The sequence below is a fragment of the Brotocaccenecus cirricatena genome, assembly GCF_020687045.1.
GTDB lineage: Bacteria > Bacillota > Clostridia > Oscillospirales > Oscillospiraceae > Vescimonas > Vescimonas cirricatena.
Genome location: NZ_JAJEPW010000010.1, coordinates 47,693 through 70,743, shown reverse-complemented (window position 1 = coordinate 70,743; position 23,051 = coordinate 47,693). Strand labels below are relative to the sequence as shown.

Sequence of the window (23,051 nt, the reverse complement as noted above, 5' to 3'; positions counted from 1 at the left end):
CTCAGTCCTTTCTGCGCATCCGGCAGATATAAAACCCGTCGGTGCCGTGGCGCTGGGGCCACAGGGTCACCTGCCCCGGGCAGGGTCCCACCGGCAGCGGAAACGCCGTCCGCACCGGCTCAAATTCCGGGTGCTTGTCCAGGAAATCTCCGGTGACGTCCTCGTTCTCCTCCGGCAGCACCGTGCAGGTGGAATACACCAGCGTGCCGCCGGGGCGCACATAGCCGGAGGCGTTTTCCAGGATGGCCCGCTGCACCAGCGGCAGCTGGGCCAGCTCCTTGGGGTTCTTATAGCGGATATCCGGCTTTTTCCGGATGATCCCCAGCCCCGAACAGGGCACGTCGGCCATGACCACGTCGGCCTGCCCCTCCCAGGCGGCGTGCTTCTCCCGGGCGTCGGCGGCGGCCGCGCGGATGCAGGTCAGGCCCAGGCGCTGTGCGCCGCTTTCGATGAGCTTCACCTTATAGGGATGGACATCGCAGGACAGGATCTGCCCCCGGTCGCCCATGTCCATGGCCATGGAGAAGGATTTTCCCCCCGGTGCGGCGCACACGTCCAGCACCCGGTCCCCCGGAGCGGCGGAGGCCGCCATAGCGGCCAGACGGGCCGCCGCGTCCTGGACCAGGAACCGTCCCTCCCGGAAGGCGGGCAGGCTGCGCAGATCCCCGGTGCCGGTGATCTCCAGGCAGCCCTCCAGCCAGGGGTGGGGCTCCACGGTGACGCCGTCGCCCCGCAGCTCCCGCTCCAGGTCCTCCGCCGTGGTTTTCAGGGGGTTCACCTGGATGCAGGTGGGAACGGCGTCGTTGTCCAACCGCAGGAACTCCTGGGTCTCGTCGGGGCCGATCAGGTCCAGCAGCCGCAGCACCAGCCACTTGGGATGGCTGTACTGCAGGGAGAGATAGTCCGCCGTGGACCCCTTGGGCAGGTCCGGCATATCCATCCAGTGCTCCACAAACCGCCGCAGCACGGCGTTGACCATACCGGCGGCCTTGGGCCGCCCGTGGCGGCGGGTCATCTCCACCGCCTCGTTGACGGCGGCCCGGTGGGGCACCCGGTCCATAAACAATATCTGATAGCCGCCGATGCGCAGGATGCTGCGGATCACCGGCTCCAGCCGCTCCGGCTTCTGGGCGCACCAGCAGCCGATGTAGTAGTCCAGCAGCATCCGGTTCTGCATCACCCCATAGCACAGGCGGGTGGCAAAGGCCGCGTCCCGGCTGTCCAGCCCGTTTTGGGCGATCAGACGGCGCAGGGCCTCATCGGACCAGGCGTTGGCCTTGTCCACCTGCATCAGCGCATCCAGAGCCACGTCCCGGGCGCTGCGCTTCTCCCGGGGGCTCATGCCTCCACCTGCAGGGGATGGCCCCGCAGATAGTCCGCCGCCGCCATCCGGCGGCCCCCCTGGGGCTGCAGCTCCAGAATCCGCAGCAGATGTCCGTCGCCGCAGGCCACGTCGATGCCCGCCTTTCCGGCGGCCGCCACGGCGCCGGGGGCTTTCCCGGTCTCGCCCAGGACCTCCGTGCGGAACACCTTCACCGTGGCCCCGCCCAGCTCCGTGGAGGCGCAGGGCCAGGGAATCAGGCCCCGGACCTGGTTATGGATATGCCCGGCGGGCTTTGTCCAGTCGATGATGCCCATGTCCTTGGTGAGCATGGGGGCGTAGGTATAGGCGCTGTGGTCCTGAACCGTGCGGTGAGCGGTTCCGGCACGAAGCTGTTCCACAGTTTCGGACAGCGCCTGGGCCCCCAGCTCCGCCAGCCGCGCCGTCAGCGTCTGGGCGTCCTCCTGGGGGTCGATATCGGTTTTCAGCACATGCAGAATGTCCCCGGCATCCAGCTCCTTGGCCATGTACATGATGGTCACGCCGGTCTCCCTCTCGCCGTTGAGGATGGCCCAGTTGATGGGAGCCGCCCCCCGGTATTTGGGCAGCAGGGACGAATGGACGTTGATGGAGCCGTAAGGTGGGGTGTTCAGAATGTCCTCCGGCAGGATGCGGCCATAGGCCGCCACCACGATCAGCTCCGGATGCAGCTCCCGCACCAGGGCCAGGGCCGTGCCGTCCCGCATTTTCGTGGGCTGATACACGGACAGCCCCTGGGACAGGGCGTATTCCTTCACCGGCGAAAAAGCCAGCTTATGCCCCCGGTTTTTGGGGCGGTCCGGCTGGGTGAACACGCCGCAGATCTCGTGCCCGTCCTCCACCAGCCGCTTCAGGGACGCCACCGCGAAATCCGGCGTGCCCATAAACAGGATCCTCACTCCTCGTCGTCTCCCTCTTCCTGCTGGATATACTCCTCCAGCTCCTCCTCGGTCAGCAGATGGTCCGTGCGCTCCACGAACAGATGACCGTCCAGATGCTCGATCTCGTGGCAGAAGCAGCGGGCCGTCAGGGCCTCGTCCTCCACCTCGAAAAATGCGCCGTCCCGGTCCTGGGCCCGGACCCGCACCGTGTAAGGCCGGGTCACAATGCCGAACTTTCCGGGCACGCTGAGGCAGCCCTCCAGCCCGGTCTGTTCGCCGTCGGTGGCGATGATCTCGGGGTTCACCAGCTCGATGATCTCGTCATCCTCGTTCATCACCACGCACACCCGGCGCAGAATGCCCACCTGGGGCGCGGCCAGGCCCACACCGCCGGAGTCCAGCAGCGTGTCCTTCAGGTCGTCCAGCAGGGTGTGAAGCCTGCCGTTGAACTCCGTCACCGGGCGGCACACCTTGGTCAGGCAGGGCTCCCCCTGCAATACGATTTTTCTCAAAGCCATGGTCGTATACCTCTTTTATCAGTCCATCAGATTACAATCGGTGTAAATATGCAGCGCTTTGTGCTCCGGCCGCCGGGAAAACTCCTTCATAAACGCCGACAGCAGGCCCCGCAGGGTCTTGTCGTTGCGGCCGATCACCGTTACCCGGTAGCGGTAGCGGTTGTTGACCTTCACCACGGGAGCCGGGGCCGGGCCCAGGATATCCAGGGCCATGCCGCGATAGGGCTCCTGCCCGGCGGCGGAACGCAGTCCGTCCCGCAGACCGGCGGCGGCCCGGCGCACCGGGCCCTCCTCGGGGCCGGTGACGGTGATGAAAAACTGGTCGGCAAAGGGCGGGTCCCGCCGCAGCTGCCGCAGGCGGATCTCGCCGTCGTAAAACCGATCATAGTCCTGGTCCGCTGCGGCCAGGATCACGTCGTTCTGGGGGGTGTAGGTCTGGATCACCGCCCGGCCGGGCTTGTCCCCCCGTCCGGCCCGGCCCACCACCTGGGTCAGCAGGCTGAAGGTCCGCTCCGAGGCCCGGTAGTGGTCCACATACAGAGACATATCCGCCGCCAGGACGCCTACCAGCGTCACATTGGCAAAGTCCAGTCCCTTGGCCACCATCTGGGTCCCCAGCAGGATGGGCACCCGCCGCACCTGGAAATCCCGGAGGATCTTCTCATGTCCCTGGCTGACGGTGTCGGCGTCCATGCGGAGGATTTCTGCCTCCGGGAACAGGGCGTGCAGCTCCTCCTCCGCCCGCTGGGTACCCACGCCGATGTGCTTCATGGCGCCGCCGCACTCCGGGCAGGCTTCACTGCTTTTTTCGGAATAGCCGCAGTAGTGGCACATCATCCGCCCGTTGGCGGAGTGATAGGTCAGATACACGCTGCACCGGGGGCACTGGGGCACATAGCCGCACTGGGGGCACAGCAGCTCCCGGCTGCTGCCCCGGCGGTTGAGAAACAGGATGCTCTGCTCCCCGGCCTCCAGATTCTTCTCCAGCTCCCGGGCCAGCTCCCGGCTGATGCAGCCGGCGTTGCCGTCCCGCAGCTCCCGGCGCATATCCGCCAGGATCACCCGGGGCATCCGGTGGGCGTTGTAGCGCCGCCGCAGCAGCGCCAGCTGATAGTCCCCCCGGCGGGCGTAATACGCCGTTTCCACCGTGGGGGTGGCCGAACCCAGTAAGAGCCGGGCGTTTTCCCGGAAGCAGCGGTATTTGGCAATATCCCTTGCGTGATAGCAGGGGGGATTTTCGGATTCGTAGGAGCTCTCCTGCTCCTCGTCCAGGATGATCAGCCCCAGGTTCTCCAGCGGGGCGAACACAGCCGACCGGGTACCCAGCACGATGTGTGCCTCTCCCCGGCGGATGCGCTTCCACTGGTCGTATCGCTCCGTCAGCCGCAGGCCGCTGTGCAGCAGGGCCACCTGGTCCCCGAAGTAGGCGGAAAACCGCGCCATCATCTGGGGCGTCAGGGCGATTTCCGGCACCAGGATCATCACGGACCGGCCCTGGGCCAGCAGGGTCTGGGCCAGCCGGATATACACCAGGGTCTTGCCGCTGCCGGTGACCCCCTGCAAAAGGGTGACGCCGGGGCGGCCATCGCGGCACTGGGCCAGGATCTCGTCATAGGCCCGCTGCTGCTCATCGTTGAGGGTGATCTCCTCCGCCGCCGCGTCATAGTCCCGGCGGGAGATGCGGTACTCCTCCTGGCTGCGCAGGGACACCAGCCCCGCCCGCTCCAGGCTCCTGATGCCCTGCCGGGACACGCCGGTGTAGTAGCACAACTCCTGCACCACGGCGTCGCCGTATTTGGCCAGGAAGGCCACGGCGTCATACTGCCGGGCGGCGGATTTTTTCTTCCGCTCCATCCGCTCCAGGGCCTCCTCCGGCTCCAGGGCCAGGCAGGCGATCTGCACCACCCGGTCCTGGACCTTCCGGGAGCCCTGGGGCTCCATCTGCAGCAGTCCCCGCTTTTTCAGGGCCGACAGCACCCGCCCTCCGGTTTCCCCCAGGGCGGCGCACAGGTCGTCCCGCTCCATGGGGCCGTCCTGCAGCAGGCGGCAGGCCGCCGTCTCCCGCTCCGACAGGTCCTCCGGCAGGGGCTCCCCGGTCAGGGACCACATCTCCCGATAGCTATACCACACAGCGGCGGGCAGGATGGTGCGGATGGCGTCGTAAAACGTGCAGAAATACCGCTCCCGCATCCACAGGGCCAGGCGGATCTCCCGGTCCGTGATGACGGGCTCCCGGTCCACCACGGACCGGATGGGCTTGATGGGTTTGTCCGGCACCCCCTGCCCCAGGGCCAGCACGACCCCCTCGCTGACGCGGTTGCCCCGCCCGAAGGGCGCCAGCACCCGCATGCCCACGGCGATGTCCGTCCCCTGGGGGATCAGATAGTCATAGGGCTTGTCAATGGCATAGGTTGCCGCCGCCACAGCCACCTTGGCGATCTGCGGCATGGCGATTCCCCCTTCTGTCCCGTCACGCCTCGTCGGAAATGGCGGTGTCGATGGACTTGGCATCGAAGCGGCCCTCGGCCACCTCGTTGATGGCCAGGGTCACGGGCTTCTCGTCCAGGGGCTCGTCGTGGCGCTGGGCCTCGATAGCGATCTGGCGGGCCCGGCGGGCCACCACGTTCACCATCATATAGCGGTTGGGAATGTACTGGGTCAGCTTGTTCATAGCGGGATAGAGCATCATAATAGCATTACCTTCCTTTTGAGAAAAATTGTTAATCCTTGACCAAATGCATCCGCTCGGCGGGCTTGAAGTGCTCCACGCGGAAGATATCATTGAGCTCAGCGGCGGCGCGCTCCACGTCGTCGTTGATGATGAAATAGTCGTAATCCACGGCCAGGGCCATCTCGTCCCGGGCCCGGGTCAGCCGCTGGCGAATCTTGTCGGCGGAGTCGGTGCCCCGGTTCACCAGGCGGCGCTCCAGCTCCGACCAGGAGGGCGGAGCCAGGAAGATGCGCACGGCGTCGGGCCGCTTGGCATAAACCTGCTGGGCCCCCTGCACGTCGATCTCCAGCATCACGTCCCGGCCCTGATCCAGGGCCTCGTCCACGGGGATGCGGGGGGTGCCGTAAAAATTCCCGGCATAGCCCGCGTGCTCCAGCAGCTGATCCCGGTCGATCATCTTCAGGAATGCGTCGTCGTCGATGAAGTGATAGTGTACACCGTCTATCTCACCCTGGCGGGGTCCGCGGGTGGTGGCAGACACGGACAGAAACATATCCGGATGCTCCCTCATGGCGCTTTTGAGCACCGTGCCCTTTCCGCACCCGGACGGGCCGGAAAGAATGAATATTTTGCCTTGCTTTTCCAAAATCAGATCTCCTCCTGCATGAAATCCTCCGCCGACAGGCCCAGGCGGGGGCCCAGCTTCTCCGCCGGCAGGGCGGAGAGCACCACATGGTCGCTGTCCATCACCAGCACCGCCGCCGTTTTGCGGCCGTAGGTGGCATCAATGAGCATACCCCGGTCCCGGGACTCCTGGATCAGCCGCTTGATGGGGGCGGAATCCGGGCTCACCACGGCGATGAGCCGTCCCACGGACACCAGATTGCCGAAGCCGATATTCACCAGCTGCACAGCGGTCCCTCCCTTACTCGATGTTCTGCACCTGCTCGCGGATCTTCTCCACCTCAGCCTTCATGGCCACCACGTCCTGGGTCACGGCCAGGTCGTTGCACTTGGAGCCGATGGTGTTGCACTCGCGGTTGAACTCCTGCATCAGGAAGTCCATGTCCTTGCCGGTGGGCCGCTGGGCCTGCAGCATGGTCCGCAGCTGGGCCACATGGCTGCGCAGGCGGACGGTCTCCTCGTCCACGGCCACCTTGTCGGCGAAGATGGCGGCCTCGGTGAGGATGCGCCCCTCGTCGATGGTGGTGGAGGCCAGCACCTCCCGCATTTTCTTCTCCAGCCGCTCCCGATAGGCGGACACGGTCTGGGGCGACTGCCGCTCCACCCGGCCCACGGCGGTCTCGATGGTCACCAGGCGGCCCGCAATATCCTCCGCCAGGCGGCGGCCCTCCACGGCCCGCATATCGTTATAGGCGGCCAGGGCCTGGTCCAGCACCCGGCAGATATCGGCGGCCACGGTTTCCAGGTCCTCCTCGGCCTTGGACACCGTCAGCACATCCGGCAGCTTGGCCAGAGCCATGGGCGTGATCTCCCCCTCCAGGGAGAACATATCCCTCAGCTGGGTCAGGGCCTGGTAATAGCCCCGGGCCAGGGGCTGGTTCACCGTCACCACGGACACGTCCGCGGCGCTGGCATCGATGGTGACGAACACGTCCACCTTGCCCCGGGACACAGCGGCCCGGACATGGGCCTTCACGGCGTCCTCGGCAAATACGTAGGCGCGGGGCATTTTCACCGTGCAGTCCAGAAAGCGGTTGTTGACAGAGCGCACCTCCACGGTGATGTCCCGCTGGTGCAGGGTCTCTCTGGCCCGGCCGTAGCCGGTCATGCTTTTGACCAATGTAAACTCCTCCTATCTATCGTCCCTCAGCAGCAGAAATAGTATCCGCCGCCGCCAAACAGGCAGTTCATGCAGGCGCAGGCGGCGCAGAGGCTGGTGCAGTTGTCCCCGGCACAGCTGCCGGTGGACACATGCCCGTACCCGTTGGGGCGGTACGCCGCGCCGTTTCCGTTTATCATATCCAGGGCCCGCTGATATTCCGCATTGCCCGGGTCCATCTGCACCGCCGTCTCGTAATAGCGCCGGGCCTCGTCCATCCAGCCCCGCTTATAGCACACGGCCCCCTTCAGGAAGTTCCACTCCCCGTTGTGATCCGTCTGGGCGTTGAGCAGCTCCTCCGCCAGGTTCAGGTTCCCCTGGGAGATAGCCAGGCGGATCCGCTGCCACGCAGCGCCGTAGGCGCCGCTGTAGCCGGGATTGTACCCCGCGCCGTAGCCGGGATTGTACCCCGCGCCGTAGCCGCTCTGGCCGCCGGACTGGGCGGCCTTGCGCTGATTGCGGATGGTCTCGTAGGCCTCGTTGATCTCCTTCATCCGCTCCTGGGCCAGGTCCTCTAAGGGATTGTCGTGGTAGTTGTCGGGGTGGTATTTCCGGGCCAGGTTCCGGTAGGCTTTCTTCACTTCTTCGTCTGTGGCGGTGCTGGGGATGCCCAGCACCTGATAGGGATCGCGCATATCAGGCGCCTGCCTTTCGTTGTTTTCTTCTGTGTCCTTTGCGGAAAGTGCCGTTCAGCACCGCCGCGCCCACCGCGTACAGGCCCTCGTATACAACACTCTCGATAATGGCCCGCCAGGGGCCGAAATCCGCCAGTTCAAAGGCGGCGGCCATAGCCCGGACGGAGCTGTCCAGGGTGGCGGCCAGGGCCGCCCGGTCCTCCGCCGTCAGCGTGCCGCACTCGGCGTGAAATCGGTACACCAGTGGGTTATAGCTGCCGGACTTCACGTCTTTTTTCAGGTCGTCCGCCGCGTCCACCAGATAGATCCAGCGACCCAGGTGGTACAGCAGCTGCTCCAGCACCCGGCGGCGCACCGGGTCCGGCTCCTCCTCCGCCGCACCGGCCAGCAGCGCCGCAAAGGCGTCCGCCGCCCGGTCCATGGAGGGGCACCTCTCCCCTTCCAGCCGGGCCAGCTCCTCCAGGTGGGCCCGGGTCCGCTCATCGAAGCCGGGCCGCCTGGCCCGGGCCTTCCGATACGCCCGGCCCAGGGCCAGCAGCGCCGCGCGGTACGGCAGCCCCCGGAAAAAGCCGTGGTCCGCCACGCCGTCGGTCAGCTGCCACCAGGTGAGGATCACGCTCAGGTCCGCCGCGGTGTCGAAGGCGGACTGAGGCTCCAGGGCGTCGCAGCCCCGGATGGGGTGGGCCGGGCACCGGCAGTGCGCCGTGGGGCACTCCGGCTCCCGGGACAGCAGCATGGCCAGAAAGGCTAGGTCATAATTCAGGATCATCCGGGCCGCCAGGCCGTATCTCCGGCCCAGGCTGCGGCATAGGCCGCAGTAGGCCGCCTGGAACCGCTGCTTGTCCTCCGCCGTCAGATGTCCGTCCGACGGCCGCACATAACCGAACATCAGAACTCCCGGACGATGGTATAGGTCAGGGTGTCCCGCTTCCGGGCATAGCCGTCATACAGCTTGATGGGGATAAACGACACCGCCGCCGCCGCAATGGCCACGGCATAGCGCCAGCCCTCCGTCAGCCCCGCCGACAGGAAGTAGCCCAGCAGGAAAAACACCACCGGCAGCATATATACCAGCCAGGTCACCGCCAGGATAGCCCGGGTGGAGCTTTCCACCACCACCTTGTCTCCGGGGCGGACCCCCACGGGGTCCCGGGCCTCGGCATAGACGGAGGCCCCGGTCATGCCGCATCCGGCGCACTCCTCGCAGTCGTGTCCGCAGGCGGACTTGCGGGGCACGGAGATCTGCACATATCCGTCCCGAAGGATCTTTTCAACAGTTGCCACTTGTGTCATTTTGCTCAGTCCTTTCGCTTGGGGAAAAATCTCTGTTACGGCAGACGCTCCACGTCCACCACGATCTGATACGAGCCCTTGACGCCCACGTTGGCGTAGTTGGCCACCTGCACCGTCACCGGCACCGTGTGGACCCCCGGCTCCGTGATACCGCTGAGGTCCACGGTAATGCGCAGGTCCTCTGCGGTGATCTGGGCCATCTCGCTCTCCAGGCCCCGCAGGAGGATGTTCAGGCTCTCGGTCACCGGCACGGCGGAAAAGCCCTCCGGCACGTTTTCGCAGTTGAAGGCCGTCACGGTGACATTGCGCTCCGTGACCCCCGTGACCACGATGGTCACGGTGACCGGGCCCACGTTCTCCGCCAGGGTGGTACCCTCCGGGGCGGTGACGCTGTAGGTCAGGCTCTGGGAGGGCTGGAGGTCCTGCAGGTACAGGGTGTCCAGCACGATGGCGTCGATGGTGTCCAGCACGTCCTTCTCGCCCACCAGGGTCACCTTGTCCGGGGACACGGTATACTGTATCGTGTCCAGAGTGGACCCGGCGGCGGGGACGAAGTTGACCACCAGATCCACCTCCTTGGAGGTCTTTACCGGCAGGGTAGCCTGCACGGTCTTCACCTTGGAGCGGACGGCGGGGTTGTCGATCTTGATGTCGTTATAGTCATACAGCTCCCACTCCAGGGCCTGGACCACGGTGCGGTCGGCGCCGGAAATGTCCAGGGTCACCTTGGCATAGGCGATGTTCAGCAGATCGTCCCGCTGGCCCCGCAGGTTCAGCTCCGCCGGATCCAGGGTCAGCTCCCCGGCGGTGAAGCCCTTGGCGGTGCTGCCCACGATGTCGCAGCGGATGGGCACGGTCTTGCTGTCCATCTCGCCCACGGTAACGGTGACGCTGTAGGCGCTGGCGTGATCCACGGAAATTTTGCTGCGCTGGATGTCGTCCTGGAAGTACACCTGGTACGACAGGGTCTGCTGCCCGGTCTCCTGAATGGTGCTGGTGTCCGCCACGATGCGGACCTTGCTCTTGTCCAGCTTGAACAGCTCGCTGCTGGGGCCCTTGAGCACCAGGTCGATGGTGGTGTCATAGCCCGACAGCAGCATCAGGTTCTTTTCGGCCAGGCTGGTGTCCTCGCCGGAAAACTCCACGGGGACGTTGTTGACCTTCATGGTCACCTCCACGGAAAGCCCCCGGCCCACATAGACCCACAGGGCGATGGCCACTAAGATGGAGATGACGATGCGGATAACCTTGCGGCTCTTGTCGGGATTCTGGTTGGTGTTAGTCTTGGTTTCCATTCTGCTCCCCCTTTCTATGGGCGTGCAGCAGCTCCCGCAGGGACAGGCGGGGCTTGTCCGGCTCCTCCTCCGGCTGGGGCATCAGCTCGTTGCGCAGCAGCTGCCGGAGCGTCTCCGGCATCAGGTGCCGCTTCAGCATTCCGCCGATGGCCACGGAGATAGAGCCTGTCTCCTCCGACACGATGACCACCACCGCGTCGGAATTTTCGCTCATGCCAATGCCCGCCCGGTGGCGCATGCCCAGGTCCCGGCTGAGATTCACGTTCTTGGACAGCGGCAGCATGCACCCGGCGCCCAGGATCCGGCCCTGCCGGATGATAACGGCGCCGTCGTGCATGGGGGCCTTCACGAAGAAGATGTTCTTCAGCAGTTCGCTGGACACCGCCGCGTCCAGGGTGGTGCCGCTGCGGACGATCTCGTCCAGCAGCAGCTTCCGCTCGAACACGATCAGCACCCCCGTGCGGGTCTTGGCCATGTCGGTGCAGGCCGCCACGGTCTGGTCGATGGCCCGCTCCAGCTCAGTGGACTGCTGCTCCGGCTGGAAAATGCGCAGCAGGCGGATGTTCCGGCTGCCCACCTTCTCCAGCAGCTGGCGGATCTCCGGCTGGAACAGGATGATCAGGGCCAGAACGCCCCACTCCACCATGTGGCTGAGGATATAGTTCACGCCCCGCAGATTCAGGGCCGCCGGGGACGACAGCCACAGGGCCACCAGAAAGATCGCCACGCCCTTGAGGATATTCTCCGCCCGGGTGCTGCGCACCAGACAGAGGGTCTTATACACCAGATAGGCGATAATGGCCACGTCCAGCACATCCATGGGCCGGATCAGCGACAAATACCACCCGGCCCGCTCCAATACAGATACAATTGCTTCCATTTCAGGCGTCCCTTCCTTGCACATACCAATACGTATTTTACATTATATAAAATTTATTGGGAAAATGCAACAAAAACGTCTGTCAAAGCTCTACATTTTCACGAAGCACCCGGGACACGGCCCACACCAGGCGGTCCGCCTGGTCCAAGGTGTTGAAAAAAGACGCGCTGAGCCGCAGGGTGCCGGTGTCCAGAGTCCCTGCCGTGCGATGGGCCAGGGGCGCGCAGTGAAGCCCCGCCCGCAGGGCGATGCCCCGCCGGGCCAGGGCCTCCCCCACCGCCTCGCAGTCCCGGCCCTCCGTCACGAAGGACACCACGCCGGTCTGGTTCCGGAAGTCCCCGTCCCGGAGCACCCGGACCCCCGGCAGACTCTCCAGACCCCGGGCGGCCCGCAGGGCCACCTGCCGCTCCCGGGCGGCGATGCTCTCCACCCCCTGCCGCCGGACGAACCGGATGCCCTCCAGCAGTCCCGCGATACCCGGCATATTGTGGGTCCCGGGCTCCAGCCGGTCCGGCAGGTCCGGGGGCATATCCTGCAGGCGGGACATACTGCCGGTGCCGCCGTAGAGCAGGGGCTTCCCCTCCGCCCCGCACAGCAGCAGTCCCGTGCCCTGGGGGCCGTACAGACCCTTGTGACCGGGCATGGCCACAAAGGCCGCCCCCCACCCGGCCAGGTCCACCGGCAGCACCCCCGCCGACTGGGAGGCGTCCACGATCAGGGGCGTATCCGTCTCCCGGCAGCATCGGGCGATGTCCTCCACCGGCAGCACCGCCCCAAACACGTTGGAAACGTGGGTGCAGATCACGGCCCGGGGCCGCTTCTGCCGGATGGCCCGGCAAAATTCCTCCGCCGCCAGGTCCGGCCGGAAGGGCGGCGTGTCGATCACCGTCACGGAAAGCCCCGGGATGGCGTGCAGGGGCCGGGTGACGGCGTTGTGCTCATATCCGGAGATCACCACCCGGTCCCCGGGACCCAGCAAAGACCGGATGGCCAGGTTCAGGCCATGGGTGGCGCTTCCGGTGATGACGACGTTTTCCGGCTGGGGGACCCCCAGCAGCTCCGCCGCCTCCTGGCGGCACAGATAGGCCGTCTCCTCGGCCAGGTGGGAGGCCGGATAGCTCCCCCGGCCCGGGGAACTCATGGTGTGTGCCGCCCGGGCCATGGCCCGGCCCACGGCGGCGGGTTTTTCCAGGGTGGTGGCCCCGGCGTCGAAATAGATCATTGCGCCGCCTCCCGATACCCCTCCTGCGTATGATGATAAACGGCCAGGGGCGTAATCCCCGCCGATTTCAGACAAGACAGCGCCTGCTCCAGCGTCCCGGGCCGCAGCCGCACCCCATAGGCGCAGCCCCGGTCCGTCAGTCCCACAGGGGCGCGCATCAGCGCGCTCCGGATGCCGCAGCCGCCAAGGGAGCGCACCATGTGCTGAGCCTGTGTGATGGAGCGGGCCAGCAAAAGTTCATGGTCCATGCATATACCTCCTCACAGGGCAGTCTATGCCCGCCGCGCCCCGCAGGTGCATAAAAGCGCCCCGGCAGAACCGGGGCGCACTTGTTGCGGCTTTTCAGTTTTTCGTCACCGTACCGTCGATGTGGACGGTGCACACCTGCCAGGGCAGGTCCCGGCCGCACTGCTCCAGGGCCCGCCGGGCGGCCATCTCCAGCCCGCCGCAGCAGGGCACCTCCATCCGCAGCACCGTCACGGAGCGGATGTTGTTGCTGCGGAGGATCTCCGCCAGCTTCTCGGTGTAGTCCACGCCGTCCAGCTTGGGGCAGCCGATGAGGCATACCCGGCCCGCCAGGAACCGGCTGTGGAAGTCGGCATAGGTGAAGGCCGTGCAGTCCGCCGCGATCAGCAGCTCCGCCCCCTCGAAATACGGGGCGCGGGTGGGGACCAGCTTGATCTGCACCGGCCAGTTGGTCAGCTGGCTCTCCGTCTCCCGGCCGGGTGCCGGGGCGGCGGGCTTTTTGTGGGCCAGCTGGCGGATGGCCGCGCCGGGGCAGCCGGTATGGGGCCGGTTCCTGGCGGCCTGAGCCGCCTTCACCGCCGCCTCGTCATAGGCGGGGGCCTCCCGCTCCTCAAAGGTAATGGCCCCGGTGGGACAGGCCGGCAGGCAGTCCCCCAGCCCGTCGCAGTAGTGCTCCCGCATGAGCTTAGCCTTGCCGTCCACCATGTCGATGGCGCCCTCGTGGCAGGCCCTGGCGCAGGCCCCGCAGCCGTTGCACTTGTCCTGGTCTATGTGAATGATCCTGCGAATCATGAAATGATTCCTCCTTATTTTATGGTACATCCGGCAGTATACGCCGGAATCCGGTATTTGTCTGTTGCAATTGCTACATTTTTCGGATTGGAAATATCTGACCGGGCAGGCGCTGCGGCGCGGGATACGTTTGGGAAATTATGCACGCCAATTGACGGCTTTTTCATCTTTTCCCGGCAAATTCCCGGTTTTTATTGACTTTATTTCTGCATACATGGTAAAATAACTTTTGTATGAAGTTTTTTGCGCCGTGTGCGAAAAAATCTTAACATTCACGCTATGTGTGTGAGAGAGGAATGAGGAACCCCCATGGTCATGTGTATCTTTTTGTTCCTGCTGTGGCTGATCCTGAACGGAAAAGTCACGCTGGAGATCTGCCTGTTCGGCGTGGTGGTCACGGCGGCGGTCTACGCGTTCTGCGTGGCTGCCCTGGGCTGCCGGCCTCAGACGGAGCGGCGTTTTCTGAAGCGCCTGGGCGGCTATGTTGTCTACGGTGCGATCCTTGTGCGGGAGATCATCCGGGCCAACCTGGCTGTGATGCGGGTGATCTGGTCCCGGAAGCCGGACTATCACCCTGCCATCGTCCGGGTCCACGCGCCCCTGGAAAAGCCCGTCTCCCGGATGCTGCTGTCCAACTCCATCACCCTGACCCCCGGCACTGTGACGGTGCGCCAGGAAGGAGAGGACTACCTGGTGCTGTGCCTGAATAAGGCTCATGCCGCCGACATCCCGGATTGGAGTCTGACCCGGCTCCTGCGGAAAATGGAGGGCCCGGAATGGAACTGATCCAACAGTGCTATCACGATCTGTTCTGGGGCGCTCTGGTGCTTCTGGGTCTGGGCCTGCTGGCAGTGATGGTGTATATCATCCGGGCCAGGCTGACGGTGGACCGCATCATCGGCATCAACCTTACCGGCACGCTGGTGGCCATTATCATCGCCATCCTGGCCTATCTGCTGGGGGAGGACTACCTGGTGGACGTGGCCATCGTGTATGTGGTGCTGTCGTTTATCGCGGTGATGCTGCTGTGCCGCATTTACATCAACCTGTACCAGTACAAGCGGCAGGACGAGAGGGAGGACGAATCGCATGATCGGTGAATGGATCCGCTTCGGCCTGGCGGCTCTGTGCGTGCTGGCCGGGTGCTTCGCCCTGCTGACCGCCATCGTGGGCCTGTTCCGCTTTGACTTTTCCCTGAACCGGCTCCATGCCGCCTCCATAGCCGACACCCTGGGTCTTTCCCTGCTGGTGCTGGCGGTGATGCTGGCGGTGGGCCTGCGCCCGGTGCTGTGGAAGCTGCTGCTGATGGTGATCCTCCAGTGGTGCACCTCTCCCCTGTCTGGCCATATGCTGGCCCAGTTTGAGTACCGGGTGAACCAGAATCTGGAGCAGCACCTGGAGCTGCCCGACGGAGAACAGGAGGACAGAGCATGAGCACGACCTTCCGCATTCTCCTGCTGGCGGGGCTGGTGATCTGCGCCGTGGCCACGGCGCTGGTGCGAAAGCCCATGCGGGCTGTTATCATCTATATGGCCTATTCCATTATCATGTCCGTGGTGTGGCTGCTGCTGGAATCCCCGGACCTGGCCATCACCGAGGCCGCCGTGGGCGCGGGGATCACAGGCATCCTGTTCTTCCTGACCCTGCGGCGTATCAACCTCATTGACAAGGACGCGGAGCACGAGGCCCGCAGAGAGGAGGACCACCATGACGACACCCTCTGAGCCCTCCCTGGTGCAGCTCTGGCTCCACGGCGGCCTGGACCTGTCCGAGCAGCTGCAAAAGGAGCCTCCGGAGTGTCCGGCTGAAAACGTCTCCGCTCATCCGACCCCCCGCCGGGACCGGACGCTGGTGGAGCAGGGAGTCCACCGGTCCCTGCGGCTGTACAACGTGCTGGCAGGCCTTCTGTGCGTGGTGCTGTCGGCCCTCATGCTGCTGACGGCGGCGGACCTGCCCCCCTACGGCTCCGACACCGCCCCCACCGTCAACGAGGTGGCCCGGCGCTATGTGGAGCAGGGCACGGAGGAGACCGGCGCGGTGAACACCGTGGCGGGCATGATCCTGGACTACCGTGCCTTCGATACCCTGGGCGAATCCTTTGTGCTGTTCACCGCCATGTGCGCCGTGACCATCCTGCTCAACCGCTCCGGCAAAAAGCGCTGGCTCCGGCAGCCCGACGTGGTGGACTATGCCTCGGACCCCATTGTGGCCCCCATGTGCAGGTTCCTGATCCCGGTGATCCTGGTGTTCGGCATTTACATCCTGCTCAACGGCCACCTGTCCCCCGGCGGCGGCTTCTCCGGCGGCTCCATTCTGGCGGCCGGACTGATGCTGTTTGCCATGGTGTGGGGCGACGGTGCGGCCTCCGCCGTGCTGCGGCCCCGGCGGCTCCAGACGGTGGTGCTGTGCTCCCTGGGCTTTTACTGCCTGGCCAAGAGCTACTCCTTCTATACCGGCGCCAACCACCTGCACTCCATCATCTCCCCCGGCACCCCCGGGCGCATCCTGTCCGCCGGACTGATCCTGCCCCTGAATGTGGCCGTGGGCTTCGTGGTGTGCTGCACCATGTATAGCTTCTATATGTATTTCAGAAGGGGGGAGCTGTGATGCTGAAGGCCCTCGCTTCCAACTATGAGCTGGTGGTGGCCATTCTGGTGTTCGTCATCGGCTTCTGCATGCTGCTGTTCGACCGGAATCTGCTGAAAAAGGTCATCGGCCTGGACATTATGGATTCCGGCGTGTTCCTGCTGCTGGCGGACCGGGGCTATATCACCGGCCGCACCGTTCCCATCATCGTGGACGGCGTCACCTCTATGGAGCACTACGTCAACCCCATCCCCGCGGGCCTGGTGCTGACGGGCATCGTGGTGTCCGTCAGTGTGTCGGCTGTGATGCTGTCCCTGACCGTCCGCATTTACCAGACCTACCGCACCCTGGACATGGACAAGCTGTATATGATGATGTCCCACAAAAAGCGGCAGAAGGAGGACGGCGAGCAATGAGCTTTGTGCAGAATTTTCCCTTCTTCTCCATCATTCTGTCCCTGGTGTGCGCCGTGGTGTCCTTTGCCGCCAACGCCCGGTGGGCCCGGCGGCTGAGCATCTTCCTGCTGTCTGCCAGCGTGGTGCTCCAGGGCTCCCTCCTGGTCTACTGCACCGTTCACCACGTTCGCTACTCCTATATGATGGGTCACTACCCCGCCCCCTGGGGCAACGAGCTGACGGCAGGGATCCTGGAGTCCTTCCTGGCCATGCTGTTTGCCGGGGTCATGCTGCTGAGCGTGCTGGGCGGTATGCGCCGCATCCTGCAGGACGTTCCAGCCGACAAGCAGAAGCTCTATTGGGTCATGGTGGACCTGGCCCATGTGGCGCTGGTGGCCCTGTGCTACACCAACGACATTTTCACCGGCTATGTGTTCATCGAGGTGCTGACCATCGCCTCCTGCGCCCTGCTGTCGGTGCGCCGGGGCGGGCGCGCCCTGATCGCCTCCGCCCGGTACATGATCTTCGCCCTGATGGGCTCCGGCCTGTTCCTGATCGGCGTCATCTTCACCTATTCCGTCACCGGCCACCTGCTGTTCCCCCAGCTGCACACCGCCATCGCGGACCTATGGGCCTCCGGCGGGCACCGGTTCTCCGTGACCATGTCCCTGGGCCTGATAACGGCGGGACTGGCCATCAAAAGCGGCCTGTTCCCCTTCCACCTGTGGATGCCGGATACCTACGGCCAGGCCACCCCGGCCTCCTCTGGCATCCTGTCCGGCGTGGTGTCCAAGGGGTATATCGTGTTTCTCATCAAGGTCATCTACCAGGTCATCGGCATTGACGTGTTCGCCGCCTCCGGCATCCAGACGGTGCTGCTGCTGTTCGGCATCGGCGGCATGATCGCCGGGTCCGTCTCCGCCATTTTCGCCCGGCGGCTCACCACCATGATTGCCTTCTCCTCCGCCGCCCAGATCGGCTACATCTACATGGGCCTGGGCATGGGAACGGAGGCCGCCCTGGGGGCGGTGCTGTTCCAGATCGTGTCCCATGCCCTGACCAAGCCCATGCTGTTTCTGTCCGGTGCGAACCTGATGGCCGTCTCCGGCGGGCATCAGGACTTCAACAGCCTCCGGGGTGCCGCCCACCGGGACCCCGCTGCCGGCTGCGTATTCACCGTGGGAGCCCTGTCCATGGTGGGCATTCCCATCTTCGCGGGCTTCATCCCCAAGCTGTACTTTGCCGCCGCGGCCTTCCATATGGGCTGGCGGACCTGGGCGGTGCTGCTGGCGCTGGCCCTGTCCACCCTGCTGAACGTGCTGTATTTCCTGTACACCACGCTGCTGCTCTGGGTGCCGGAGGCCGGAGAAAAGCGGGACCGCCGCCTGAAATGGGCCGCCGTGCCGGGCCTGGTGTTTGCGGCCCTGAACATCGCTGTTGGCCTGCGGTCCTACGGGCTCATGGACCTGTTCCGCCAGGGCATGGACCTGTTCTGTCAGTGAAAGGGAGGAGACGAATATGTTATATCTGATTCTCCTGCTGCCGCTGGCTATGGCGGCCCTGAGCCTGATCCGGAACGACCGGGTCCGCACGGTGATCCTATCCGTGGGCCAGGCCCTGCTGCTCGCGCTGCTGATTGCTGCCTGCACCCTGGGCGACACGGCCACACCGGTGTGGCACATGACCGCCGACCTGACGTTTTCCCTGCGGCTGGACGGCCTGGGCCGGTTCTTCTGTCTGCTGACCGCCGTGTGCTGGCTGCTGACCATCCCCTACGCCTCCGTCTACATGACCCACGAGGGGCACCATCCCCGTTTCTACGCATTTCTGATGCTGACGGAGGCGGCGGTGCTGGGCGCGGCCCTGGCGGCGGATCTGGTAACTCTGTACCTGTTTTATGAGCTCACCACCCTGCTGTCCTTCCCCCTGGTGCTGCACACCCAGCGGCCCAAGGCCCTGCTGGGCGCGGTAAAATACCTGTACTACTCCGTCTGCGGCGGCTTCATCGCCCTGTTCGGCGTGGTGCTGCTGGCCCAGCAATCCTCCCTGGCCTTTCTCCGTGGCGGCTATTTCCAGACGCTCTCTCCTACCCTGCTGGCTGCGTCGTTTCTGATGCTGCTGGGCTTCGGGGCCAAGGCGGGTCTGTACCCCCTGCACAACTGGCTGCCCTCGGCCCATCCCGTGGCCCCGGCTCCGGCCCATGCTCTGCTCTCCGGCATCATCGCCAAGGTGGGGGCCATCGCCGCCATCCGGGTCATTTACTTCACCGTGGGCGCGGAGGCCCTGCGGGGCACCTGGGTCCAGACCGTGTGCATCGTTCTGACCCTGGTGACCATTTTCATGGGCTCGTTTATGGGCTGCACGGAAAACGGCCTGAAAAAGCGTCTGGCCTATTCCAGCATTTCCCAGATCTCCTACGTGCTGCTGGGCGTATTCCTTATGACTCCGGTGGGTCTGCTGGGGGGGCTTTTGCAGCTGCTGTTCCACGCCCTGGCCAAGATCGGCGTGTTCCAGTCCGCCGGCTCCATCATTTTCCTGACGGGCACGGAAACCATCGACGGCTTCCCGGGTCTGGGCCGCCGGATCCCCGTCACCATGGGCTGCTTCGCCGCCCTGGCTCTGTCCCTGGTGGGCATCCCCCCCTTCGGCGGCTTCTTCAGCAAATGGTATCTGGCTCTGGGAGCCCTGGACGGCATGTCCGCCCCCCTGTGCTATATCATTCCGGCGGTGCTGCTGATCTCGGCGCTTTTGACGGCAGCCTATCTGTTTCCGCCGCTGTGCCGCGCCTTCTTTCCGGGGCAGGATTTCCCGGCCCAGAGCCGGGTCCGGGAGCCGCTGCTGCTGGTGCTGTCCCTGGCACTGTTCGCCGCAGCCAGCCTGATCCTGGGCCTGCTGTCCGGCATCACTGTCCCCGTGATGGAGCACATCACCGGGTCCATTCTGTAAGGAGGTGCGCCATATGAACGGAATCCTTCTCCTGCTGCCGGTGTTTCTGCCGCTGGTGCTGGGTCTGCTGTCCTATTTCCTGCCCATCCGCAGCGAGAGCTGCCGCCGCCTGGTATACAGCCTCCTGATCCTGGGCACCACGGCCTTGGCCTGGGCGGCCATCCTCCTGTGCGATGACGGCACCTTCACCCTGCTGCACTTTTCCCACCGGCTGACCATCGCCTTCCGCATGGACGGCGCGGCCCGGCTGTTTGCCGGACTGTCGGCCACCCTCTGGCCCTTCACCATGCTCTATGGCTTTGACTACATGCGCCACGAGAAGCATCTGCATATGTTCTGGGCTTTCTTCACGGCCTCCTTCGGCGTGACCCTGGGCATCGCCTTCTCCGCCAATATGATGACCATGTACCTGTTCTATGAGCTGCTGACCCTGGCCACCCTGCCGCTGGTGATGCAGCCCATGACCAGGGCCGCCAAAAAGGCCGGCATCAAGTACCTAGTCTACTCCATCTCCGGCGCGGCCCTGGCGTTTATCGGCCTGGTGTTCCTGGCCATCCACGATGCGGTGGACTTCACCCTGGGCGGCCATCTGGCAGGCTATGACGGAGATCTGTCCATGCTGCTGGCGGTGTTTGCCCTGTCCTTTGTGGGCTTCGGCGTCAAGGCCGCCATCTGGCCGCTGCACGGCTGGCTCCCCTCGGCGGCGGTGGCCCCCACCCCCGTCACGGCCCTGCTCCACGCGGTGGCGGTGGTAAAGGCCGGTGCCTTCGCCTGCATCCGCCTGATCTATTACAGCTTCGGCCCGGACATTCTGTCCGGTACCTGGGCCCAGCAGCTGGCGCTGCTGCTGCCCATCATCACCATTGTATACGGCTCCTGTATGTCCCTGAAGCAGCGGCACTTCAAGCTGCGGCTGGCCTATTCCACGGTGTCGAACCTGTCGTACATCCTGTTCGCCGCCGCCCTGATGACCACCCAGGCCCTGGCCGCCTCGTTCCTGCACCTGATCGTCCACTCGGTGGTGAAGATCATGGCCTTCTTCACCGCCGGTGCGGTGCTGCACTACGCCCACCGGGAGTATGTGCCCCAGCTGGAGGGCCTGGGCCGGTATATGCCGGTGACCTTCGCCTGCTTCACGGCGGCGGCCTGCGCCCTGACGGGGATCCCCCCCTTCAACGGCTTTGTCAGCAAGTGGTACATCGCCCAGGCGGCGGTGGACACCGGCGCGGCGCTGCCGCTGGTGGGCTTCGCAGCTCTGCTGGTGTCGGCCCTGCTGACGGCGGTGTATATGTTCCAGGTGGTGCTGAAAGCCTGGTTCCCCCGGACGGAGGCCCCGGCCATTCCGGAGGGCTCCGCTCATGAGGCGGGCTGGATGATGACCGTCCCCACCGCCATCCTGGCGGCAGCCTGCCTGCTGATGGGCCTGTTCCCCCAGTGGCTGCTGGACGTGATCGGAAAGGCGGTGGGCCTGTGATGCTGCTTCTTCTGATCCTGCTGCCCCTGGCGGGGGCCCTTCCCCTGCTGCTGACCCGCAGCGAAAGCGAATCCGGGCTGGGTCGCTGGTCCTGCGCCGTCACGGGGCTGACGCTTCTTGTGATGGTGCTGGCTGTATGCACCCGGTTCGGCGAATCCCTGGATATCCCCCTGTGCGGCATCCGCTTCACCCTGGACGGCTTCCGGTGCATCTATGGGCTGGTGGTGAGCTTCATGTGGTTCGTGTCAGCCCTGCTGACGCCCCAGTATTTCCGGGGCCATCACCATCTGCGGCGCTACCACTTCTTCTTCCTGCTGTGCCTGAGCTTCACCATGGGCGTGTTCCTGTCGGCGGACCTGTACACCACCTTCCTGTTCTTCGAGCTGATGAGCCTCAGCTCCTATGCCTGGGTGGTGCAGGAGGAGTCCCCCGACGCCCTGGACGCGGGAAAGACCTATCTGACCATTGCGGTGCTGGGCGGCCTTGTGACCCTGATGGGCCTGTTCCTGCTGTACCGCCTTACCGGCACCCTGGTCATTGCCGACCTGCCCGGCCTCTGCGCCGGGGTGGCGGACCGCTCCCAGCTGTGGGCGGCGGCGCTGTGCATCCTCTTCGGCTTTGCGGCCAAGGCGGGCGTGTTCCCGCTGCACATCTGGCTGCCCAAGGCCCACCCGGTGGCCCCAGCCCCGGCCAGCGCCCTGCTGTCCGGCGTCCTCACCAAGGCGGGCATCTTCGGTGCCCTGATCATCACGGCGGACCTTCTCCCCGGCGAGCACCGGTGGGGCGTCCTGCTGCTGGCGCTGGGGGCGGTGACCATGGTGCTGGGCGCGGCCATCGCCGTGTTCTCCAACAACCTCAAGTATATTCTGGCCTGCTCCTCCCTGTCCCAAATCGGCTTTATCCTGGTGGGCACGGCGGCGCTGGCCCTGCTGGGGCAGCACAACGCCCTGGCCGCCCACGGCACGGTGCTGTATATGATGAACCACTCCCTGGTGAAGCTGACCCTGTTTCTGCTGGCCGGCGTGGTGTACTGCAACACCCACGCCCTGGACCTGAACCAGATCCGGGGCTTCGGCCGGGGCAAGCCCCTGCTGCATATCCTGTTTCTGTGCGGGGCCTGCTCCCTGGCGGGTATCCCGGGCTTCCTGGGGTATATCAGTAAGACCCTGGTCCACGAATCCCTGGTGGAGCTGGCCGCCGAAAGCGGCAGTCTGGGCGTTACGGCGGTGGAGTGGCTGTTTCTGTTCTCCGGCGGCCTGACGGCGGCGTATCTGACCAAAATCTACGCGGCGCTGTTCTGGCAGAAGCCCGCCGCCTCCACCGGCAGGACCTGGGGCACCCCCGCCACCACGGCGGCGCTGATCCTGGCGGCGCTGCCTCTGCCGGTGCTGGGACTGCTGCCCCATGTACTGGCGGAGCCGGTGGCCGCCCTGGCCCTGCCCTTCGTGGGCGGACACCCCTTCGGCCACGCCGTTCACTACCTGGCCTGGGAAAATCTCAAGGGCGTGGCCATCTCCCTGACCATCGGCATGGCGGTGTACTTCCTGTTCATCCGCCTGGTGCTTATGGACCGCCGGGAGGGCCAGGTGGTGTACCTGGAGCGCTGGCCCCGCTGGCTGAGCCTGGAGGACCGGGTATACCGCCCGGCTATCCGGGGCCTGTACCGGGTGCTGAACGTGGTGATGCGGGCGGTATGCGACGCGCTGGACTTCCTGGTGCTGGTGGCCCGGCGGACCTTCCTGCGGGACTCCCGTCCCCGCCGCCGGAAATCCCCCCGCAGCGCCGTGCTCCACGCCATGACCCACGGCGGACAGCGCACGGAGCAGGAGGCCGCCGACCGGCTGGGCACCATCCTGGACACCATCCGCCGGATGGAGGGCAGCCTGTCCTATGCCCTGCTGATGGCCTGCCTGGGATTGTGCGTCGTCCTGGTGTGCATCCTGCTGTACGTTTTCTGATTGCAAAAGAGCTGCCGCAGCCTCGCGGCAGCTCTTTTGTTTGCGCAGGAAACAGT

General features: G+C 65.2%; 26 protein-coding genes. 10 read left to right on the top strand and 16 right to left on the bottom strand.

Annotated features, from left to right (window positions below; all coding sequences use genetic code 11):
* Position 1: 1 nt before the first annotated feature.
* The 16 genes from rsmB to LKD37_RS05250 all read right to left on the bottom strand — a co-directional run bounded on the left by rsmB (position 2) and on the right by LKD37_RS05250 (position 13,636).
* On the bottom strand, positions 2–1,342 hold the full coding sequence (gene rsmB, locus LKD37_RS05325; protein ID WP_302928243.1) for a 16S rRNA (cytosine(967)-C(5))-methyltransferase RsmB: 1,341 nt from the start codon (positions 1,340–1,342) through the stop codon (positions 2–4).
* Positions 1,339–2,259 (bottom strand): methionyl-tRNA formyltransferase, encoded by a 921-nt coding sequence (gene fmt / locus LKD37_RS05320; RefSeq protein ID WP_302928242.1) that lies wholly within the window; start codon positions 2,257–2,259, stop codon positions 1,339–1,341. The genes rsmB and fmt overlap by 4 nt, the downstream gene beginning before the upstream one ends.
* On the bottom strand, positions 2,256–2,759 hold the full coding sequence (def, locus tag LKD37_RS05315; RefSeq protein ID WP_302928241.1) for a peptide deformylase: 504 nt from the start codon (positions 2,757–2,759) through the stop codon (positions 2,256–2,258). The genes fmt and def overlap by 4 nt, the downstream gene beginning before the upstream one ends.
* Before the next feature lie 18 nt (positions 2,760–2,777).
* Positions 2,778–5,207: a replication restart helicase PriA gene (gene priA / locus LKD37_RS05310; RefSeq protein ID WP_302928240.1), complete on the bottom strand. Its 2,430-nt coding sequence runs from the start codon at positions 5,205–5,207 to the stop codon at positions 2,778–2,780.
* A gap of 22 nt (positions 5,208–5,229) precedes the next feature.
* Positions 5,230–5,448 carry a DNA-directed RNA polymerase subunit omega gene (rpoZ, locus tag LKD37_RS05305; RefSeq protein ID WP_302928239.1) on the bottom strand — a complete coding sequence of 73 codons (219 nt, stop codon included), beginning with the start codon at positions 5,446–5,448 and terminating at the stop codon, positions 5,230–5,232.
* A gap of 31 nt (positions 5,449–5,479) precedes the next feature.
* Positions 5,480–6,076, bottom strand: coding sequence for a guanylate kinase (gene gmk, locus LKD37_RS05300; RefSeq protein WP_302928237.1), 597 nt, complete (start codon positions 6,074–6,076; stop codon positions 5,480–5,482).
* Between the two features lie 2 nt (positions 6,077–6,078).
* Positions 6,079–6,342 (bottom strand): DUF370 domain-containing protein, encoded by a 264-nt coding sequence (locus LKD37_RS05295; protein ID WP_022177066.1) that lies wholly within the window; start codon positions 6,340–6,342, stop codon positions 6,079–6,081.
* A 13-nt stretch (positions 6,343–6,355) separates the two neighbouring features.
* Positions 6,356–7,234, bottom strand: coding sequence for a YicC/YloC family endoribonuclease (locus LKD37_RS05290; protein WP_302928236.1), 879 nt, complete (start codon positions 7,232–7,234; stop codon positions 6,356–6,358).
* A gap of 26 nt (positions 7,235–7,260) precedes the next feature.
* On the bottom strand, positions 7,261–7,908 hold the full coding sequence (locus LKD37_RS05285; RefSeq protein ID WP_302928235.1) for a J domain-containing protein: 648 nt from the start codon (positions 7,906–7,908) through the stop codon (positions 7,261–7,263).
* A gap of 1 nt (position 7,909) precedes the next feature.
* A complete protein-coding gene (locus LKD37_RS05280; RefSeq protein ID WP_302928234.1) occupies positions 7,910–8,797 on the bottom strand; it encodes a DUF5685 family protein in 888 nt (295 codons plus the stop codon).
* The gene (locus LKD37_RS05275) at positions 8,797–9,201 is read right to left on the bottom strand and encodes a SoxR reducing system RseC family protein (protein ID WP_302928233.1); all 405 of its coding nucleotides are present in this window, start codon (positions 9,199–9,201) and stop codon (positions 8,797–8,799) included. Before LKD37_RS05275 ends, LKD37_RS05280 begins: the two co-directional genes overlap by 1 nt.
* Before the next feature lie 35 nt (positions 9,202–9,236).
* Positions 9,237–10,496, bottom strand: a complete 1,260-nt coding sequence (locus LKD37_RS05270) for a CdaR family protein (protein WP_302928232.1) — start codon at positions 10,494–10,496, stop codon at positions 9,237–9,239.
* Entirely contained in the window at positions 10,480–11,376 is an 897-nt protein-coding gene (cdaA, locus tag LKD37_RS05265) for a diadenylate cyclase CdaA (RefSeq protein ID WP_302928231.1), read from the bottom strand. Before cdaA ends, LKD37_RS05270 begins: the two co-directional genes overlap by 17 nt.
* Before the next feature lie 82 nt (positions 11,377–11,458).
* Entirely contained in the window at positions 11,459–12,598 is a 1,140-nt protein-coding gene (locus tag LKD37_RS05260; protein WP_302928230.1) for an aminotransferase class V-fold PLP-dependent enzyme, read from the bottom strand.
* Positions 12,595–12,846, bottom strand: a complete 252-nt coding sequence (locus LKD37_RS05255; RefSeq protein WP_302928229.1) for a putative Se/S carrier protein — start codon at positions 12,844–12,846, stop codon at positions 12,595–12,597. The genes LKD37_RS05260 and LKD37_RS05255 overlap by 4 nt, the downstream gene beginning before the upstream one ends.
* Positions 12,847–12,940: 94 nt before the next feature.
* Positions 12,941–13,636, bottom strand: coding sequence for an ATP-binding protein (locus tag LKD37_RS05250; RefSeq protein ID WP_302928228.1), 696 nt, complete (start codon positions 13,634–13,636; stop codon positions 12,941–12,943).
* A gap of 309 nt (positions 13,637–13,945) precedes the next feature.
* Between LKD37_RS05250 and LKD37_RS05245 the strand changes: the two genes are divergently transcribed.
* The 10 genes from LKD37_RS05245 to LKD37_RS05200 are packed head-to-tail and all read left to right on the top strand — an operon-like array spanning position 13,946 to position 22,995.
* Positions 13,946–14,422: a Na+/H+ antiporter subunit E gene (locus tag LKD37_RS05245; protein WP_302928227.1), complete on the top strand. Its 477-nt coding sequence runs from the start codon at positions 13,946–13,948 to the stop codon at positions 14,420–14,422.
* Positions 14,413–14,736 carry an MrpF/PhaF family protein gene (locus LKD37_RS05240; protein WP_302928225.1) on the top strand — a complete coding sequence of 108 codons (324 nt, stop codon included), beginning with the start codon at positions 14,413–14,415 and terminating at the stop codon, positions 14,734–14,736. Before LKD37_RS05245 ends, LKD37_RS05240 begins: the two co-directional genes overlap by 10 nt.
* Positions 14,726–15,070, top strand: coding sequence for a cation:proton antiporter (locus LKD37_RS05235; protein ID WP_302928224.1), 345 nt, complete (start codon positions 14,726–14,728; stop codon positions 15,068–15,070). The genes LKD37_RS05240 and LKD37_RS05235 overlap by 11 nt, the downstream gene beginning before the upstream one ends.
* The gene (locus LKD37_RS05230; protein ID WP_302928223.1) at positions 15,067–15,360 is read left to right on the top strand and encodes a Na(+)/H(+) antiporter subunit B; all 294 of its coding nucleotides are present in this window, start codon (positions 15,067–15,069) and stop codon (positions 15,358–15,360) included. The genes LKD37_RS05235 and LKD37_RS05230 overlap by 4 nt, the downstream gene beginning before the upstream one ends.
* Positions 15,344–16,243 (top strand): hydrogen gas-evolving membrane-bound hydrogenase subunit E, encoded by a 900-nt coding sequence (gene mbhE, locus LKD37_RS05225; protein WP_302928222.1) that lies wholly within the window; start codon positions 15,344–15,346, stop codon positions 16,241–16,243. Before LKD37_RS05230 ends, mbhE begins: the two co-directional genes overlap by 17 nt.
* Positions 16,243–16,638, top strand: a complete 396-nt coding sequence (locus LKD37_RS05220; RefSeq protein WP_302928220.1) for a sodium:proton antiporter — start codon at positions 16,243–16,245, stop codon at positions 16,636–16,638. Before mbhE ends, LKD37_RS05220 begins: the two co-directional genes overlap by 1 nt.
* Positions 16,635–18,119, top strand: coding sequence for a complex I subunit 5 family protein (locus LKD37_RS05215; RefSeq protein ID WP_302928219.1), 1,485 nt, complete (start codon positions 16,635–16,637; stop codon positions 18,117–18,119). The genes LKD37_RS05220 and LKD37_RS05215 overlap by 4 nt, the downstream gene beginning before the upstream one ends.
* Before the next feature lie 16 nt (positions 18,120–18,135).
* A complete protein-coding gene (locus tag LKD37_RS05210; RefSeq protein WP_302928218.1) occupies positions 18,136–19,563 on the top strand; it encodes a complex I subunit 5 family protein in 1,428 nt (475 codons plus the stop codon).
* Positions 19,564–19,576: 13 nt separating this feature from the next.
* Positions 19,577–21,037 (top strand): complex I subunit 5 family protein, encoded by a 1,461-nt coding sequence (locus LKD37_RS05205; protein WP_302928217.1) that lies wholly within the window; start codon positions 19,577–19,579, stop codon positions 21,035–21,037.
* Positions 21,037–22,995 (top strand): complex I subunit 5 family protein, encoded by a 1,959-nt coding sequence (locus LKD37_RS05200; RefSeq protein WP_302928251.1) that lies wholly within the window; start codon positions 21,037–21,039, stop codon positions 22,993–22,995. The genes LKD37_RS05205 and LKD37_RS05200 overlap by 1 nt, the downstream gene beginning before the upstream one ends.
* The last annotated feature ends 56 nt before the right edge of the window (positions 22,996–23,051 follow it).